Below are 15,751 nucleotides of genomic sequence, written 5' to 3' on the forward strand. Positions count from 1 at the left end.
GGAGGCAACGGGTGGAGCCATCTCTCACGTAGCAGAGCTTCCGGAGCCGTCCACGGTCACCTCGATCACCGTGGGCCCGTTGACGTCGAGCGCCCGCTTCAGCGCCGCGGGCAGCTCCGCCAGGTCGGCGACCCGCTCGCCTCGCCCGCCGAAGGCGCGGCCGAGTGCGGGGAAGTCGATGCCGTCGATGTCCACGGCGACCGGCGGGATGTTCCTGGCCAGCATCTCCTCGCGGATCTCCGCGTAACCGTGGTTGTTCATGACGATCACGGGCAGGCTCAGCCGCAGCTCGGCGGCCACGGCCAGCTCCTGCACGCTGAACAGCGTGCCCCCGTCACCGGCCAGCGCGATCACGGTCCTGTCCTGGGCCGCCAGCTTGGCGCCGATCGCGGCGGGCACGGCGTAGCCGAGCGTGGCGTAGCCGGTCGGGTAGACGAACCTGCGCGGCGCGTCCATCGGCCAGAACGGCACGGTCCCGAAGTAGGACACCTGTGCGCTGTCGCCCGCGACGATCGTGTCCTCGGGCAGGCAGTCGCGCAGCACCTCCTGCACCGGCCGCCAGGCGGCGCCCACCGACATGGCCGCCTCCTCGGCCGCCGCCCGCACCCGCGCGGCGCGCTCCTGTCCGTGCCGGCCGGGTGCGCGGCCGCCCAGAACGTCATCCCGGGCGCCGCCCGGGCTCGCGGCCTGGATACCGCCCGGGGTGTCCCTCGGCGTGTCGCCCCTGGCATCGGCCAGGCTGTCGGCCAGCGCGCCGAGCACCGTGGCGGCGTCACCGTGGACCGCGATGTCGGCGGGCACGTTCTTGTGCAGCTGGCGCAGGTCCACATCGACCCTGATGACGGTGCCGCGCGGATGGAGCCGCACTCCCCACAGGTCGGAGTCGGCCAGCTCGCTGCCCGCCACCAGCAGCACGTCGGCGGCCTCGATCGCCTCCTGCACCGGGCCGAGGCCGACGCCGGCGCCCAGCGAGAGCGGGTGACTCTCCGGCACCACGCCCTTCCCGCTCACGCTGGTGGCCACCGGCGCGCCGAGCAGCTCCGCCAGCCGTACGGCCTGGGCGCAGGCGTCGCGCGCGCCGCCGCCGAGGACGATCAGCGGGGTGGAGGCGCCGCGCAGCGCGGCGGCGGCCCCGGCCAGCACGCCGGCGGAGGGCAGGAGCGCCGCGCTCTCCAGCGGCCCTGGAGCCGCCCCGTCCCACGGCGACTCCAGCACGTCGAGCGGCAGTTCCAGGTGGACGGGGCGGGGGCGCTCCACCCGCCAGCGGGCGAACGTCTCGTGGATCACCGCGGCGGCCTGCGCGGGCGAGGAGACGCGGACGCTGCGGTCGTAGAGCGCGTCCATGGCGGCCCGCTGGTCCTTGACCTCGTGCAGCCAGCCCACGTCGGCGCGCTCCTGCCCGAGCGGCGCACCCGGCGAGATCACCAGCAGCGGCACCGAGTCCGCGTAGGCCGTGGCCGCGGCGGTGGCGATGTTGGTCAGACCCGGCCCACTGGTGGTGACGCACACGCCTGGACGGCCGCTGACCCTGGCGTAGGCGTCAGCCGCGTAGCCGCCGCCCTGCTCGTGCCTGGGGGCGACGTGACGGATGTCCGAGCTCGCCAGCTGCCGGTACAGCTCCAGGTTGTGGGTGCCGGGGATGCCGAAGACGGTCTCGACGCCGTTGCCGCGCAGCGCGCCCACCACGGCTGCGGCACCGGTCAATGATGATTCGGTTGCCATAGTGCGGTTGAGCCTACGTTTCGCCCGTTACCTTTGTCTATGTGGATCTGGATCGCACCGACCTTGAGATCGTCAGGCACCTACAGGCCGACGGACGGATGACCTTCGAGACGATCGCGCAGCGGGTGGGCCTGTCGCGGCCCGCCACCCGCACCCGCGCGCAGCGGCTGCTCACCTCGGGCGCGCTGCGGATCGTCGCCATCGTGCACCCCACGGTCAAGGGGCTGACCGCCATCGCCCACGCCTCCATCAGAGTGGACGGCCCCGCCCGGCCCGTCGCCCACTCGATCGCCGAACTGGCCGAGGGCCCCCCTTCGTCACGCTGACCGTCGGCGGCCACGCGGTCGTGGCCGAGGTGCGCGCGCCCGACTTCGCCACGCTCGCCGCCTCCATCGAGCGGCTGCGCGGGATGCAGGGGGTGCGCGGGGTGGACACGCTGGTCTACACGCGGGTGCTCAAGGACTCCACCGCGCTGTCGGAGCCGCGCGCCGAGCTGCAGATGGACGAGATCGACCACCGCATCCTGGGCGAGCTCCAGGCCGACGGACGGATCGCCTTCGCCGACCTGGGCGAGCGGGTGGGGCTGTCTCCCGGTGCCGCCAGGGTGCGGGCGCTGCGACTGCTCGACGCGGGGGTGGCCAGGGTGGTGGCGCTGGTGCGTCCTGACGTGCTGGGCATGGGACAGCTGTGCGGGTTCGCGCTGACCGTCGAAGGGGACGCCGCGCCCCTGGTTGAGCGGCTGTCGTCGTGGGAGCGCGTGTCCTACCTGGCCGCGTGCATGGGCCGGGCCGATCTGGTCGGCACCGTGGCGGGCGAGACGCTGCCCGAGGTGATCACGCTGCTCGAACAGGTGCGGGAGATGAAGGGCGTGAGAGAGCTGACTTCCTGGGTCCACGCCGAGCTCGTCAAGGAGCGCTACTGACGATTCGTTTGCCAGATGGCCACTTGACAAACGACTCGTCCGTTACGCATGCTCCCTTCAATCGAAACCGCTTGAGGGGAGAGTGCGCATGGACACCCTGCTGGTCGCCGGGGCAACGGTGGTCACGCCGGACGGGCACGCGGAGGCGCTCGCCGTACGCGGCGGGCGGATCGAGCACGTCGGGACCGTCGCCGAGTGCCGGGAAGCGCTCGGCCGGGTGGACGAGGAGCTCGTCCTGGACGGCGGGGTCGTGCACCCCGGCTTCGTGGACGCGCACTGCCACCCCGTCATGTACGGCCAGGCACTGGCTTGGGTCGACTGCAGGCCGGAGGCGGCCCCCGACCTCGACACGCTGGTGTCGCTGCTGGCGGAGACGGCCAGGCGGCTGCCGCCCGGCGCGCCGGTACGCGGCTTCGGCTACGAGCACAGGCGGCTGGCCGAGCGCCGTCACCCGACCGCCCACGACCTCGACAGGGTCGCGACCGATCGGGAGGTCTATCTGATGAACGCCTCCGGTCACGGCGGCGTCGTCAACACCTACGCGCTGCGGCAGTACGGCATCACCGCCGGCATGCCCGACCCGGTGGGCGGGCGGATCGGCCGCTTCGACGGCGGCGAGCCCAACGGCGAGCTATGGGACGCCGCCTGCGACCTGCTGACCGGCCTAGACGGCGTCAAGATCCGCAACCACGGGCCCAACTTCCACCTGTCCGAACCCGCCGACATCATGATCGAGCACGTCAGGCGGGCCCAGGAAATCTTCCTGGCGGCGGGGGTGACCAGCGTCGGCGACGCCCAGGTGTCGCGGCGCGAGCTGGAGACCTACCTCTGGGCCAGGGACGAGGGCGCCCTGCGGTTGCGGGTCTCGGCCTATCTCACCTCCGCCCTCCTCGACACCGCCGCCGACCTCGGCCTGGCCGGCGAGCTGGGCGACGACCGGCTGAGGATCGCGGGGGTCAAGTTCTACGCCGACGGCACCCTGGGCGGCTGGACCGCCTACTTCCCCGACGGGTACGCCGCCGACTGCTGCCACCACGGCCAGCTCTACCACTCCCCCGAGGAGTACACCGAGCTGATCGGCCGCGCGCACCGGCTCGGCCTGCAGACCGCCACGCACGCGCAGTCGCCCTACGCGATCGGCATGGTGCTCGACGCTGTGGAGAAGGCGGGGCCGCCGTACGGCATGCGCCACAGGATCGAGCACTCGGGGCTGCCCACCGACGAGCAGATCGGCCGCATGGCCGAGCTCGGCGTGATCCCCGTCATGCAGCCCCAGCACCACCTGCGCACCGGCGACGGCACGATCACCGCGGTCGGCGAGCTCGGCCACCGCTACAACCCGGCGGGGCTGTGCGCCGCCGCGGGCGTGCCCGTCGTCTTCAGCTCCGACGCGCCCGTCGCCCAGCCCGATCCGCTGGAGGCCGTCGCCGCCGCCGCCACCCGCACGACCGTTCTCGGCACCGTGCTCGGCGGCCCCGAGCTGCGGATGTCCGTGCCCGACGGCCTGCGCGCGCACTCGATCGCGGCGGCGGGGGCGCTGCGCCGCGAGCACGCGGTCGGCTCGCTCGAGCCCGGCAAGCTCGCCGACTTCGCCGTCATGGACGGCGACCCCACCACGGCCCAGCCCGCGGAGCTGAGCTCGATCCGGGTCACGCAGACCTGGATCGGCGGCCGCCTCGCCTGGTCGGCCTGACCCCCCATCCCGCCCTGGAGGAACCCCCCATGACCAACAAGAGCAGGTCGGCGCTGGCGGCGCTGGTCGGCACCTCGATCGAGTGGTACGACTTCTACGCCTTCGCCACGGCCGCCGCGATCGTCTTCAACCAGGTCTTCTTCCCCCCCGACATGTCGCCCTTCGTCAGGACGGTGGCCTCGTTCGGCACGTTCGCGGTCGGCTTCCTGCTCAGGCCGCTCGGCGGGATCATCTTCGGCCACATCGGTGACCGCATCGGGCGCAAGAACACGCTGGTCACCACGCTGCTCATGATGGGCGTCGCCTCGTTCGCGATCGGCCTGCTGCCCACGTACGCGCAGGTCGGCGCATGGGCGCCGCTGATGCTTGTGGCGCTCAGGCTGGTGCAGGGCATCGCGCTGGGCGGCGAGTGGGGCGGCGCCGTGCTGGTCGCCGTGGAGAACGCGCCGCCAGGCCGGCGCGCCTTCTTCGGCTCCTTCGCCCAGCTCGGCTCCTCCGTGGGAGCGCTGCTGTCCACGGGCGCCTTCAGCCTGATGAGCTCCTTCGGCGACGAGGCGTTCGTCTCGTGGGGCTGGCGCGTGCCGTTCCTGCTGTCGGCCGTCCTGGTCGTCATCGGCCTGATGATCAGGCTCAAGCTGGAGGAGTCGCCCGCGATGCGGCAGGTGCGCGCGGAGCGGGCCGTCGCCGACACGCTGCCGGTGCGCGAGGTCCTGCAGAAGTCGTGGCGCACCGTGCTCCTCGGCGTCTTCGCCCTGGCCACCGCCACCGGCGGGTACTACGTCACGACCACCTTCCTGCTCACGTACGGCACCGGCACGCACGGTCTCACCGAGGCCATGCTGCTCAACGGCCTGTCACTGGCCGCCTTCCTCGAACTGCTGGTCACGCCGCTGCTGTCGTTCTACGCCGACAAGATCGGGCCTCACCGCATGGTCATCGCCGGGCTGATCGGTGTGATCGCGCTGTCCGTCCCGCAGTTCCTGGTGCTGGGCTCGGGCAGCGTCGCGCTCATCTACCTGGCGATGCTGGCCATGCGGTTCGCCATGTCGGCGCTCTACGGTCCGGTCGCGACCGTCCTGGCCGAGGGCTTCGCCGCGCGGGTCCGCTACACCGGGATCTCGCTGTCGCACCAGGTCTCCACCATGATCTTCGGCGGGCTCTCCCCCATCGCGGCGACGGCGCTGGCGGCCTCGGCGGGCGGCAGCTTCTGGCCGGTCGCCGGGCTGCTGATGGCCATCTCGCTGGTCGGCGTGTACTGCACGGCCCGCCTCAAGCACCACGAGAGGCTCGTCGTCACAGCCGCCTGATCGGGCCGGTCTCCTCCAGGCAGGGACCCAAGATCCGCTGGTTCGGCCATGGGTTCATTTGACTCAGCAATCAATTGAATATAATCATGACTCCATGGAAAGTGAGGCCAGGCGTCCGTACCGCATGGGTGCCCGTGCCGCGGCCATGGAGGTCACGCGTACGCGCGTGCTGCAGGCGGCGGCCGGGCTGTGGATGCAGCGGTGGTACGACGACGTCACGCTGCAGCACGTCGCCGATGAGGCGGGCGTGTCGGTACAGACGATCGTCAACCACTTCGGTGGCAAGGATGAGCTGGCCGACGCCGTCGCCGACTGGGTGGCGTCGCAGGCGGCGCTCACCCGTCAGGCGCCGACCGGTGATGTCGCGGCGATCGTGGCCGCGCTGTTCGAGGACTACGAGCGACACGGCGACGCCAACGTGCTCTGGATCGCGCAGGTCGACCGTGTACCTGCGATCGCCCGGGCGGCCGCTCACGCGCGCGGCCAGCATCGGGCGTGGCTGGAACGGGTCTTCGCCGACCGCCTCCCGGCCCCGGGCCCCGCTTGCGAGCACGCGCTGAACCTGCACCACGCCGCCACCGACGTCTACCTGTGGAAACTGTGGCGGCGTGACCTCGGCCTGTCGCGTGAGGACGCCGAACGTGCCATGTGCGACCTGTTGACCTCGATCGACCCGCGGAAGAGGAACCATGAGTAGCGATTTCCTGTTCGCCACCTGGGCCGGCGGCGGAGCCGTGCCGCCCGTCCTGTCGGTCGCCCGCGCGCTGCGCGAACGCGGCCACGGCGTCCGTGTGCTGGCCGACAGGTCGCTGCACGAGGAGGTCGCCGCCAGCGGCGTGGAGCCGATCGCCTGGACGACGGCGCCCCAGGGCGACGCCTCCGATCCGGTCAAGGACGTCATCAAGGACTTCGAGGCCCGCACGCCGCTGGGCGAGTTCGCGCGGCTGCGGGATCGCATCGTCTGCGGACCTGCGGCCGATTACGCCCGGGACACGCTGGCCGAATTGCGTGCCCGCCCGGCCGACGTGCTGGTCGCCGAGCACATGCTGCTCGGCGCGCTCACTGGCGGCGAGGCCGCCGGGATCCCTGTGGCCTCGCTGGTGACGAGCCTTTATCCACTCCCCACTCCGGGGGCGCCACCGCCCGGTCCGGGCCTCGCCCCGGCCACGGGCGCGCTGGGGCGCCTGCGTGACCGGGTTCTGACCCAGCTGATCGTCAAACCGTGGGGGAAGGGGCTGCCGGCGCTCAACGCCGCCCGCATCGCCAACGGCCTGGCGCCGGTGGACTCGGTCATCGGCGCGTTCGATCGCGTCGACCGGCTGCTCGTGCTGTCCCCGCGCGCGCTCGACTATCCCAGCCGACGCTTCCCCGCCTACGTGCGGCACGTCGGCCCACGGCTCGACGACCCGGCCTGGGCCGGGGAACTGGAGCTGCCGGCGGGTGACGCACCACTGGCGCTGGTCGGCCTGAGCTCGTCGTTCATGGACCAGCGCACAGTGCTCGAGCGCATCGCCGAAGCCCTCGGCACGCTGCCGGTGCGCGGGCTGCTGACCACCGGCCCGGCCGTGGACCCGGCGAGGGTCCGCGCGCCCGGCAACGTCCTGGTCGCCGCGGCCGCCCCGCACAGCATCGCGCTGCGCCACGCCGCGGTGACCATCACGCACGCCGGCCACGGGACGGCCGTCAAGTCCCTGGCGGCCGGGGTCCCCCTGGTCTGCGTGCCGCTCGGGCGAGACCAGCGCGAGGTTGCACGGCACGTCGAATACGCCGGCGCCGGGATCACGGTGAGCAGGCGCAGCTCACCGCGCGCCATCGCCCGCGCGGTCGACCGAGTCCTGAACGACCCGTCCTACCGCCGCGAAGCGCAGCGACTGGCGGCTGAGATCGCCGCCGAGACGGCCACCGACCGAGCGGTCACCGAACTCGAGGCCCTCGCCGAACGAGCACCGACAAGGACGAAGGCGCCGCGATCAGGGGGTGACGGAGCACCAGCTCGACCATGACCGTGTGGCCAGATCGGCGGGCGATCAGGTCTTGCCACACAGAGATGGTCGTTAGAGTGCGGACATGACCGACATCCTCCTGCGCGGCGGCCGTCCGTGGCGGCTGCCCGCGCCGGCCGATCTCCTGGTACGCGACGGCGTCATCGCGCGGGTCGGTCAAGGGCTCGACGCCGACGGAGCCCGCGTCGTCGACGTCTCGGGCCAGCTCGTGCTGCCCGGCCTGGTCGAGGCCCACTGCCACCTCGACAAGACCCTGTACGGCGGAGCCTGGGTCCCGCACTCGGCCGACGACACGCTCACCGGCCGCATGTCCAACGACCTGGGGCGTAGGGCGGAGCTCGGAGTGCCGAGCGTCGAGCGGATCACCGCGCTGCTCGAGCGGATGAGCTCCTTCGGCACCACCCACGTCCGCACGCACACCGACATCGACCCCGCGGTGGGGCTGCGCGGTGTGGAAGCGGTCGGCGAGGCCGCGGCGGCGCTGAGCGACCGGGTCTCGGTACGCCAGGTCGCCTTCCCCCAGCACGGGCTGCTGACCAACCCGGGCACGGCCGAACTGCTGGAGGAGGCGCTCAAGAGCGGCGTCGAAGCGATCGGCGGCATCGACCCCGCGGGCATCGACCGCGACCCGGTGCGCCACCTCGACACCGTCTTCGAGCTGGCCTCCCGCTACGGAGCCGCCGTCGACATCCACCTGCACGACGGCGGCACGCTGGGCGCGTGGGAGCTGGAGCTGATCATCGAACGCACGGCGGCGCTCGGCCTCGGCGGGCGGGTCACGGTCAGCCACGCCTACGCGCTGGGCCAGATCGACGGGGCCCACCAGGACCGCCTGGCGAAGGGCCTGGCCGAGGCGGGCGTGGCGGTGGCCACGGCGGCCGTCTACAGCTTCCCCGTGCCGCCGGTCAGGAAGCTGCGCGAGGCCGGCGTCACCGTGGCGTGCGGCCACGACGGCATCCGCGACCTGTGGGGCCCCTACGGCAGCGGCGACATGCTGGAGCGGGCGATGCACCTGGCCTACCGCAGCACCTTCCGCGCCGACGCCGACATCGAGCTCGCGCTGGAGGCGGCCACCTATGGCGGAGCCCGGGCGCTGAACCTGCCCGGCTACGGGCTGTCGGTCGGCGACCAGGCCGACCTCGTGGTCGTCCCCGTGGGCGGCGCCGCCGAGGCGGTGGTCACCCATCCGCCGCGCTCACTGGTGATGAAGCGCGGCGTGCCGCTGCCCGCATGACAGATGGAGGAGAGCGCGCCTGGGCGCCCAGCAGGACCGTGGGCCGCCCACGACGCCCCTTCACCGACGTCGACCAGCGTGCCGGGGCCGTCCTCGCCGCCTGTCCGCGGGTTCAGGGTGTCACGACCTCCAGGTCTCCCGAGTCGCTGGACAGCTCGATCGAACGCGGGGCCGAGGGGGCGCTCGCGGCCTTGATGTCCTTGGTGCCGGAGTCCGTCTGAGCCACGATGTTGTACGGCCCCCGCGGCACGTGGATGACGGTCCTACCTGAATCCGTGGTGGTCGTGACCTGGTCGGGCCGCCCGGCGAAGGCCAGGTTCATGTCACCGGAGTCGGTCCGCGTGACGACCCGCCGGCCCGTCAGCCCGGCGGCCTCGATCGCCCCTGAGTCGGTGGTGGCCTCCACCTCGCCCGACAGGTTCTTCAGCGTCAGGCCCCCCGAGTCGGAGCCCACCTTGACGCGCAGTCCCTCGGGTACCTCCACCTGGTAGCTCACGTCGCAGGAGGTGCCGATGGCGGCCCACCCCCACGTGGTGGGACAGGCGAAGGTCAGCTCCAGCGTGTCACCCTGCACCTTGTGGCTGGACTCCGGCTTGTTCTTGAGCCAGGTCCGCCGCTCCGTCACGCGGATCCCCCTGCGATCCGACTGAACCACTTCGACGGTCCCTGAGTCGGCTTCGACGTGCAGCGCCGCCACCTTGTCGGTGACGTCGTACGACACGACCTCCTCATCCAGCGAGCCGCCGGTGCCGCACCCCGCCAACACCGCCACGAGCCCGAGCAGGCCCGCGGTCACCGCCGTTCTCTGCGTCTTCATGATGTCCAATTCTGAGTGATCCGGCCTGGTCGCCTGGAACGGTTCCTGCGGTGAGACCCCGCGCCTCCATCAGGCGGCGGCGAACTCCTCGGCCACCTGCGGCAGGGCCCTGCGCACCGACATGTTGTGGTCGACGTCGCCGACGTCGGTGAGGCTCTGGGTGGCGCCCCTGGCCTTCAGCTGCCGCTGGCAGTACAGCGCGTTGTCGAAGGAGACGTCGGCGTCGCCCTTGCCGTGGAAGATGTGCACCGGCACGGCCGGCTTCCAGTCGCAGGTGGAGTCGAGCGCGGTGAGCAGCTGCTCGAGCCTTCCCGTGGGCTCGCGCACCTTCTGCAGGAACGCCTCGGTGAACAGCTTCGCCGACGTGGGCGGCAGCGCCTGGGCGATCTCCTGCGGCTTGTGATCGCCGTCGAAGAGCTCCTCGACCTGCTGGTCGTACGGCTCGCGGAACGCCTCCGCCGGGGAGTCGTAGATGCCGGTGAACCGGTCGGCGGCGATCGCGAAGTAGGCCAGATACAGCGAAGCCATCCGGATCCTGTCATCGGCGGCGGCCGCCTCGAAGGCGCTCAGGTGGTACGGCCCTGCGATCGGCGCCAGCGCTCCCAGCCTGAAGTAGGAGTCCTCCCCCTGCTGCAGCGCCCTGCCCACCATCATGGTCGCCGGCCCACCCTGGGAGAACCCGCTGATCAGCACCCGCCGGTCCAGCCGTCGATCACTCCTGGCGGCGAAGGCCCTGGTCGCGCGCAGGGCGTCCACCGGAGCCGACACCGTGGCGCGCGGGTAGCCGTACGGGTGGTGGCCCGGCCCCTTCCCGAGCCCGAGGTAGTCGGGCGCCGACACCGCCTGCCCGGTCGAGGCGAACAGCAACGCCGCGGCCCGGTCGGTGGCGGCCGGGTTCATCGAGGCCACGTCACCCCGGTAGACCGTGGTGCCGTGCAGCCAGGAGACGACCCGCAGGTTGCGTTCGCCGTTGTCAGGAAGGGCGACAAGCTGGCTGGCCGTGGTCGGCCTGCCGTACGGATCAACGGTGGTGTGAACGACCCGGTAGGCCCGCACGCCGTACGTGGCCTGAGCAGGGTCCAGGCCGGCCGCCTTGAGCCGCTCGGCCACCTGCTTCTTGTCGAGCTTCTCCACCTGGGTGGCGGAGACCACCGTGCCGCGGGCCGAGGGCGCGGTCCGGGCAGAGGCGCTCGCCGCCACCGGGGCGGTCGAGAGGCAGACAAGCGCCAGCGCGCCGGACATCATCAGCCGTGCGAAGTTCATGGGGAAGACTCTAGGAACCGTTGTGAGCCGCGACATTGCCGTTGGCAGGCCACTCGTTGGTAGTGCCTGCCCCACCCCTACTGGAAGTCCCCGAGACCGCGGTGCCCGCCTCCGCCCATCGGCCCAGGACCGCCCGCCACTCGCCACGGTCCCGCACGAGCGGGTCCACAGCGAGCGAGCTGATTCCGAAAGTGGCGTCCCATCCTGTGGGAAGCAGGGCCTGTGCCGGGTTCGGATCTTTGGTGGCGGCCGATCTCGGCTGACTGTCGGTACGGCCTGCCACCATGGCCCGCATGACGACAACCGATCCCTTGGCACCGTTCCAGTGGCTCAACGTGTCCGAGAACGACGGCGGCGGCGGCCCACTGGGCGTGATCTTCAGCGTGGCCTTCTTTAGTGGGCTCGACCCTGCGGAGGTGGTGCGCCGCTTCGGCCGTGGTGAGGACTCCGGCCAGGAGTCGGACTTCGACGGCCTCGACGACAAAGCCTACGAGTTCGTCAGCGAGACGGACGGCGGGGATGGCGGCGGCTACGTGGGCGTCTTCCAGGCCGGCGAGTGGTGCGTGGCCATCGAGCCTACGGCTGGATGGCCACCGACCACGAGGTGGTGAGCAGGCTGTCGCGGGGCTGCGAGGTGCTGGCGGTCACCCGGCACGACTACGCCGCTGAGCACAGCTTCGAGTACGCGATCGACGGCGCGCGCGTCACCGGCTACCCGCTGCGGCACCCGTACGAGCGTTACGGCTCCGACCCCGACCGGCTCAACGGCTTCATGCGGGAGCTGGGCATGGTGCTGGACAAGCCGGAGGACGACGCGACGTGGGAGGACAACTACGACAACGCCGTGCCAAGGGGCTTCGCCCTGGCGGCGAAGGTCACCGGGGTGTCGTTCACGCCGGACATGCTCGGCCGCCCGATGCTCGTGGGGCCTATCAAGGAAAGATGATGGTCCTGTGGCCGTCCAGTGCCACCTGACCGCCCTGGCCGGCGCGACACGATCCTGCGCTGGACGACGACTTGTCGAACGGCCACGGTCTGACGCCGAACCTTCCGCCCACCGACAGGAGCATCCGATGACCGGCACCATCGACAAGATCGCGTGGATCCACGTGGCAGACGGCAAGATCCTCAGCACCCGCTCACGCGGTAAAGATGTCTATTACATCCCCGGCGGCAAGCGCGAACCCGGCGAAACCGACCTCGACACCCTCACCCGTGAGATCGACGAGGAGCTCGCGATCACCATCCTCCCCGCCACCGCCAGGCACATCGGCACCTACCAGGCCCAGGCACACGGTCACACCGACGGCGTCACCGTGCGGATGACCTGCTACACCGCCGAGTACCACGGAACACCCACACCCAGCGCCGAGATCGAGGAACTCATCTGGCTGTCCTACACCGACCGCGAGCGCGTGTCCCCTGTCGACCAGATCATCTTCGACCACCTGCACCAGAGCGGACAGCTCTGCTGACTCCGCTGCCGGTCCGCCTCCCAGCGCTCGACGCGGCGGATGCGGCGAGGACGGCATGCGCATGGATTGACCGTGCGATCCGCATGGCCGATCGGTGACATCGCGAGGGTGGGGCTTGCGCCAGGGCGCCAGCACGCTGGGCGCATGGACAACACCGCTCCCAGCCGCACACGACTGACCGTCGTGCTGCGCCGCTGGCCCACCGCGCTGGCCGCCGGAATCGCGTTTCTCAGCCTGGGCGGAGGTGGCTCCGACCAGGGCGTCGCCGCGCTCGGGAACGCGCTGATGCTGCTGCCCCTGCTGTACCTGATCGTCGCCAAGCTACGGCGACGCCAGGCGTCATGGCCGGTGCTCGCCGCCCTGGTCGTGCCCTTCGTCCTCCTGCGAGCGCTGGACGTGATGCCGCCCTCCGCCTTCTTCTCCGCCGTCGCGCTGGCGGTCCTGGTCTGGGGCGCCGTCGACGGGCAGTTGCACAGGCCGGGGCCGTTCAGGACGCAGGCTCTGGGGATGGCCGCATTCGGCGCGCTCGCGCTGGCCGGGCTGATCGTGGATCCGGACCTGGGCCGCTACCTGGTGGCGGCGGGCTGGCTCTTCCACGGCGTCTGGGACTTCGTCCACCTCAAGCTCGACAAGGTCGTGGCCCGCTCGTACGCCGAGTGGTGCGGCGTCTTCGACGTCCTGATCGCCGCCCAGCTGGTGTTCATGCTGTGACCGCCGCTCCCCCGCCGGTGAACAGCGCCTCGATCTGGCCGGCGCCGCCCCGCTGGAGCCAGGTCTCGAAGTCCAGCAGGCCGGGGTGGCGTTCGCGCAGCGCCGCGATGTCGGCTCGCCACAGGCCACGGCCTCCGGGGAAGGTGCGCTCCACCGCACCCAGGCCGAGGCCGTCGACGGCGACCTGCCGGTAGGTGATCTGCCGCCCGAGGCTCCGGCTGATGAGCTCCACGGCCTGCTCGGGCGTCAGCTCGTCGCCCGCGATCTCGACGGCCTGCCCGATGTAGTCCTGGGGGTGGGTGAAGGCCAGGCGGGAGAAGACGCCGATGTCGGCGACGGCGATGAGCTGCACGGGCGTGTCGGGATCGAACAGGTGCCTGAGCTCGCCGTCGACGATGCCGCCGACAGGCAGCCCCGGAATGGTGTGGTTCTCCATGAACCTGACCGGACGCAGGATCGTCGCGGGCAGGCCGAGCGCGCGAATGTGCTGCTCGATCCGCCACTTGCTCTCCCAGTACGGGATGCCGGTCCCGCGCTCGGCGCCGCCGACCGAGGCGAACACGAAGTGGGAGACGCCGGCCGCCGCGGCGGCGTCGACGAGGGCGCGGCCCCTGCGGACCTCCCGCTCGACCTCCAGGTCGTCGGGCGTGACGCCGAAGACGCCGTGGACGCCGGCGACGGCCTCGGCGAGAGAGCCGGGGTCGTCGAGGTTTCCCGCGCGCAGTTCCGCGCCTTCCGCCTCCAGCGCCTTGGCCGCTGGAGCGTCGGGGTCGCGAACGAGGGCGCGCACGGGCCAGCCCGCCTCCAGGAGCCGGGCGGCGGTGGCGCCGCCCTGGCGGCCGGTCGCGCCGGTCACGAGGATGGGCTTGTCGGGGCTGATCACAGGGCTCCTCCTGAGCGCAGAGTAAACTGAGGCTGTCTCGAGAAATATATTGAGAGAGTCTCAACTTAGCAATCCCTGGAGCGCCCATGTCGACCACAGGCCCCGCGCCGCAGCGCCGGATGCGCGCCGACGCCCGCCGCAACTACGAACGACTGCTCGCCGCGGCGGCGACGGTCTTCGCCGAGCACGGTGTCGACGCGTCGCTGGAGGACATCGCCAGGCGGGCAGGGGTGGCGAACGGCACGCTCTACGGCCACTTCCCCACCCGGCAGGCCCTTCTGGAGGCGCTGCTGCGCGACCGCATGGACGCGCTGACCGCCACGGCGCGCGACCTGCTCGACCACCCGTCGGCGCACGAGGCGCTCGTCATCTGGGCGCGGGCGGCGATGGCGCACACCACGACCTACCGGGGGCTGGTCACCGCACTGATGCGCAGCATCAAGGACGAGAGCTCCGAACTGCACGCCGCCTGCCGGGCCGTCCTCGTGGGCGGCGAGCAGTTGCTCACCCGCGCGCAGGCCGCCGGGACCGTACGAGAGGACGCCACGGCCGCGGACCTGTACGCCATGATCAACGCGGTGGCGTGGGCGGGCGAGCAGACCACGCCCGCCCAGGGCGAGCGCCTGCTGACCTTCAGCATCGACGGGCTGCACCCCTCCCGCAGCCGGGAGCACTCGTCCTGATCGATGCACCTGAAGAGCCAACGCCCTTGATGTACTTGTGCCACTGAGTGGCGCTATATTGGCGGCTGGCAACCTCGCCTCTTCGAAAGGTGTACGCCGATGCGTGCTCTGGTCGTCGACCACTCCGTACCCGCCGGGCTGCGGCTCCAGGAGATCCGCGATCCCGAACCGGCTCCGCACCAGGCGCTGGTCCGGGTCGCCGCCACCTCCCTGAACTACGGCGAGGTGAGGTACGTCCTCGCGGGCCAGCCCGACGGGGCCGTCCCCGGCTGGGACGCCGCGGGAGTGGTGGAACGCCCCGCCGCCGACGGATCGGGACCGGCCGCGGGAACGCCGGTGGTCACCCTGGCCGACGGCGGCGCCTGGGCCGAGCTCAGGGCCGTGGACACCTCGCTGATCGGCGAGGTCCCCGCGGGCGCCGACCTCGGCGCCATCGCCACGATCCCGGTCGCGGCAGGCAGCGCGCTACGCGCCCTGCACAGGATCGGCGCCCTGCCCGGCAAGCGCATCCTGGTCACCGGCGCCACCGGCGGCGTCGGCAGGTTCGCGGTGCAACTGGCCCACCAGGGCGGCGCGCACGTGGTCGCGGTGACAGGCGACCCCGACGCGCACGGGGAGAGCCTGCGACTGCTCGGCGCCGACGAGGTGATCTGCGCACCGGGAGAGCTCGGCGAAGCGGTGGACGGCGTCGTCGAGCTGGTGGGCGGCGCCCATCTCGTCGACGCGTACGCCAGGCTCACCGAGCACGGCACCCTGGTCAGCGTCGGTCACGCCTCGCAGGAGGACACCGTCTTCCCCGCAGGATCGTTCAGGGGCGACGAGGGTCGCCACAACCGCACCATCTCCACCTTCTACCTGCTGGCCTGCACCGGCCTCGCCCCCGACCTGACCCATCTCGCGGAGCTGGTGGCCAGGGGCGCGCTCGATCCCGGCATCAGCTGGCGCGGCCCGTGGGACAAGGCCGAGGAGGCCTTCGACGCCCTGCGTGAGCGCCGCCTGCACGGCAAGGCCGTCCTCGATCTGGCCTGACCGGCGACC

Annotated in this window: 17 protein-coding genes; 13 read left to right on the forward strand and 4 right to left on the reverse strand. The window is 71.8% G+C overall.

The features are described from left to right. Positions 1–24: 24 nt before the first annotated feature. Positions 25–1,722 carry a 5-guanidino-2-oxopentanoate decarboxylase gene (locus FHR33_RS08840; protein ID WP_183645475.1) on the reverse strand — a complete coding sequence of 566 codons (1,698 nt, stop codon included), beginning with the start codon at positions 1,720–1,722 and terminating at the stop codon, positions 25–27. A gap of 41 nt (positions 1,723–1,763) precedes the next feature. Between FHR33_RS08840 and FHR33_RS49055 the strand changes: the two genes are divergently transcribed. The 7 genes from FHR33_RS49055 (at position 1,764) to FHR33_RS08870 (ending at position 8,881) form a co-directional block, all read left to right on the forward strand. Continuing rightward, entirely contained in the window at positions 1,764–2,048 is a 285-nt protein-coding gene (locus FHR33_RS49055) for an Lrp/AsnC family transcriptional regulator (RefSeq protein WP_221241019.1), read from the forward strand. 20 nt (positions 2,049–2,068) lie between these two features. Further along, positions 2,069–2,644 (forward strand): Lrp/AsnC family transcriptional regulator, encoded by a 576-nt coding sequence (locus tag FHR33_RS08845; protein ID WP_221241020.1) that lies wholly within the window; start codon positions 2,069–2,071, stop codon positions 2,642–2,644. An 88-nt stretch (positions 2,645–2,732) separates the two neighbouring features. Continuing rightward, positions 2,733–4,337 carry an amidohydrolase gene (locus tag FHR33_RS08850; protein WP_183645476.1) on the forward strand — a complete coding sequence of 535 codons (1,605 nt, stop codon included), beginning with the start codon at positions 2,733–2,735 and terminating at the stop codon, positions 4,335–4,337. 29 nt (positions 4,338–4,366) lie between these two features. Further along, positions 4,367–5,644, forward strand: coding sequence for an MFS transporter (locus FHR33_RS08855; protein WP_183645477.1), 1,278 nt, complete (start codon positions 4,367–4,369; stop codon positions 5,642–5,644). 94 nt (positions 5,645–5,738) lie between these two features. Beyond that, positions 5,739–6,341: a TetR/AcrR family transcriptional regulator gene (locus FHR33_RS08860; RefSeq protein ID WP_183645478.1), complete on the forward strand. Its 603-nt coding sequence runs from the start codon at positions 5,739–5,741 to the stop codon at positions 6,339–6,341. Further along, positions 6,334–7,647, forward strand: coding sequence for a glycosyltransferase (locus FHR33_RS08865; RefSeq protein WP_183645479.1), 1,314 nt, complete (start codon positions 6,334–6,336; stop codon positions 7,645–7,647). Before FHR33_RS08860 ends, FHR33_RS08865 begins: the two co-directional genes overlap by 8 nt. Positions 7,648–7,711: 64 nt before the next feature. Continuing rightward, complete coding sequence (locus tag FHR33_RS08870) at positions 7,712–8,881, forward strand: amidohydrolase (RefSeq protein ID WP_183645480.1); 1,170 nt, start codon at positions 7,712–7,714, stop codon at positions 8,879–8,881. A gap of 112 nt (positions 8,882–8,993) precedes the next feature. Here the strand turns inward: FHR33_RS08870 and FHR33_RS08875 are convergent, their stop codons facing one another. Both FHR33_RS08875 and FHR33_RS08880 read right to left on the reverse strand, forming a co-directional pair. Beyond that, on the reverse strand, positions 8,994–9,698 hold the full coding sequence (locus FHR33_RS08875) for a DUF4097 family beta strand repeat-containing protein (RefSeq protein ID WP_183645481.1): 705 nt from the start codon (positions 9,696–9,698) through the stop codon (positions 8,994–8,996). Positions 9,699–9,767: 69 nt separating this feature from the next. Further along, positions 9,768–10,961, reverse strand: coding sequence for an alpha/beta hydrolase (locus FHR33_RS08880; protein WP_183645482.1), 1,194 nt, complete (start codon positions 10,959–10,961; stop codon positions 9,768–9,770). A 293-nt stretch (positions 10,962–11,254) separates the two neighbouring features. On the opposite strand from FHR33_RS08880, the gene FHR33_RS51640 reads away from it, so the two are divergent. From FHR33_RS51640 to FHR33_RS08895, 4 genes are all read left to right on the forward strand, one after another. Then, a complete protein-coding gene (locus FHR33_RS51640; RefSeq protein ID WP_221241021.1) occupies positions 11,255–11,572 on the forward strand; it encodes a DUF6461 domain-containing protein in 318 nt (105 codons plus the stop codon). After that, positions 11,548–11,907 carry a DUF6461 domain-containing protein gene (locus FHR33_RS51645; protein WP_221241022.1) on the forward strand — a complete coding sequence of 120 codons (360 nt, stop codon included), beginning with the start codon at positions 11,548–11,550 and terminating at the stop codon, positions 11,905–11,907. Before FHR33_RS51640 ends, FHR33_RS51645 begins: the two co-directional genes overlap by 25 nt. A gap of 127 nt (positions 11,908–12,034) precedes the next feature. Further along, positions 12,035–12,436 carry an NUDIX hydrolase gene (locus tag FHR33_RS08890; RefSeq protein WP_183645483.1) on the forward strand — a complete coding sequence of 134 codons (402 nt, stop codon included), beginning with the start codon at positions 12,035–12,037 and terminating at the stop codon, positions 12,434–12,436. Positions 12,437–12,580: 144 nt separating this feature from the next. Next, on the forward strand, positions 12,581–13,147 hold the full coding sequence (locus FHR33_RS08895) for a hypothetical protein (protein ID WP_183645484.1): 567 nt from the start codon (positions 12,581–12,583) through the stop codon (positions 13,145–13,147). Here the strand turns inward: FHR33_RS08895 and FHR33_RS08900 are convergent. Next, complete coding sequence (locus FHR33_RS08900; protein WP_183645485.1) at positions 13,137–14,030, reverse strand: NmrA/HSCARG family protein; 894 nt, start codon at positions 14,028–14,030, stop codon at positions 13,137–13,139. The genes FHR33_RS08895 and FHR33_RS08900 overlap by 11 nt on opposite strands. A gap of 86 nt (positions 14,031–14,116) precedes the next feature. Between FHR33_RS08900 and FHR33_RS08905 the strand changes: the two genes are divergently transcribed. After that, positions 14,117–14,713: a TetR/AcrR family transcriptional regulator gene (locus tag FHR33_RS08905; RefSeq protein WP_183645486.1), complete on the forward strand. Its 597-nt coding sequence runs from the start codon at positions 14,117–14,119 to the stop codon at positions 14,711–14,713. A gap of 99 nt (positions 14,714–14,812) precedes the next feature. Continuing rightward, on the forward strand, positions 14,813–15,742 hold the full coding sequence (locus FHR33_RS08910; RefSeq protein WP_183645487.1) for a zinc-binding dehydrogenase: 930 nt from the start codon (positions 14,813–14,815) through the stop codon (positions 15,740–15,742). Positions 15,743–15,751: the final 9 nt, after the last annotated feature.

The sequence above is a fragment of the Nonomuraea dietziae genome, assembly GCF_014195505.1.
Classification (GTDB): domain Bacteria; phylum Actinomycetota; class Actinomycetes; order Streptosporangiales; family Streptosporangiaceae; genus Nonomuraea; species Nonomuraea roseola.

Coding starts and splice junctions, on each gene's coding strand:
- FHR33_RS08890 (WP_183645483.1), top strand. CDS start 12,035: ATGACCGGCACCATCGACAAGATCGCGTGGATCCACGTGGCAGACGGC.
- FHR33_RS08870 (WP_183645480.1), top strand. CDS start 7,712: ATGACCGACATCCTCCTGCGCGGCGGCCGTCCGTGGCGGCTGCCCGCG.
- FHR33_RS51640 (WP_221241021.1), top strand. CDS start 11,255: ATGACGACAACCGATCCCTTGGCACCGTTCCAGTGGCTCAACGTGTCC.
- FHR33_RS08850 (WP_183645476.1), top strand. CDS start 2,733: ATGGACACCCTGCTGGTCGCCGGGGCAACGGTGGTCACGCCGGACGGG.
- FHR33_RS51645 (WP_221241022.1), top strand. CDS start 11,548: ATGGCCACCGACCACGAGGTGGTGAGCAGGCTGTCGCGGGGCTGCGAG.
- FHR33_RS08840 (WP_183645475.1), bottom strand. CDS start 1,722: ATGGCAACCGAATCATCATTGACCGGTGCCGCAGCCGTGGTGGGCGCG.
- FHR33_RS08865 (WP_183645479.1), top strand. CDS start 6,334: ATGAGTAGCGATTTCCTGTTCGCCACCTGGGCCGGCGGCGGAGCCGTG.
- FHR33_RS08910 (WP_183645487.1), top strand. CDS start 14,813: ATGCGTGCTCTGGTCGTCGACCACTCCGTACCCGCCGGGCTGCGGCTC.
- FHR33_RS08895 (WP_183645484.1), top strand. CDS start 12,581: ATGGACAACACCGCTCCCAGCCGCACACGACTGACCGTCGTGCTGCGC.
- FHR33_RS08905 (WP_183645486.1), top strand. CDS start 14,117: ATGTCGACCACAGGCCCCGCGCCGCAGCGCCGGATGCGCGCCGACGCC.
- FHR33_RS08875 (WP_183645481.1), bottom strand. CDS start 9,698: ATGAAGACGCAGAGAACGGCGGTGACCGCGGGCCTGCTCGGGCTCGTG.
- FHR33_RS08855 (WP_183645477.1), top strand. CDS start 4,367: ATGACCAACAAGAGCAGGTCGGCGCTGGCGGCGCTGGTCGGCACCTCG.
- FHR33_RS08860 (WP_183645478.1), top strand. CDS start 5,739: ATGGAAAGTGAGGCCAGGCGTCCGTACCGCATGGGTGCCCGTGCCGCG.
- FHR33_RS08880 (WP_183645482.1), bottom strand. CDS start 10,961: ATGAACTTCGCACGGCTGATGATGTCCGGCGCGCTGGCGCTTGTCTGC.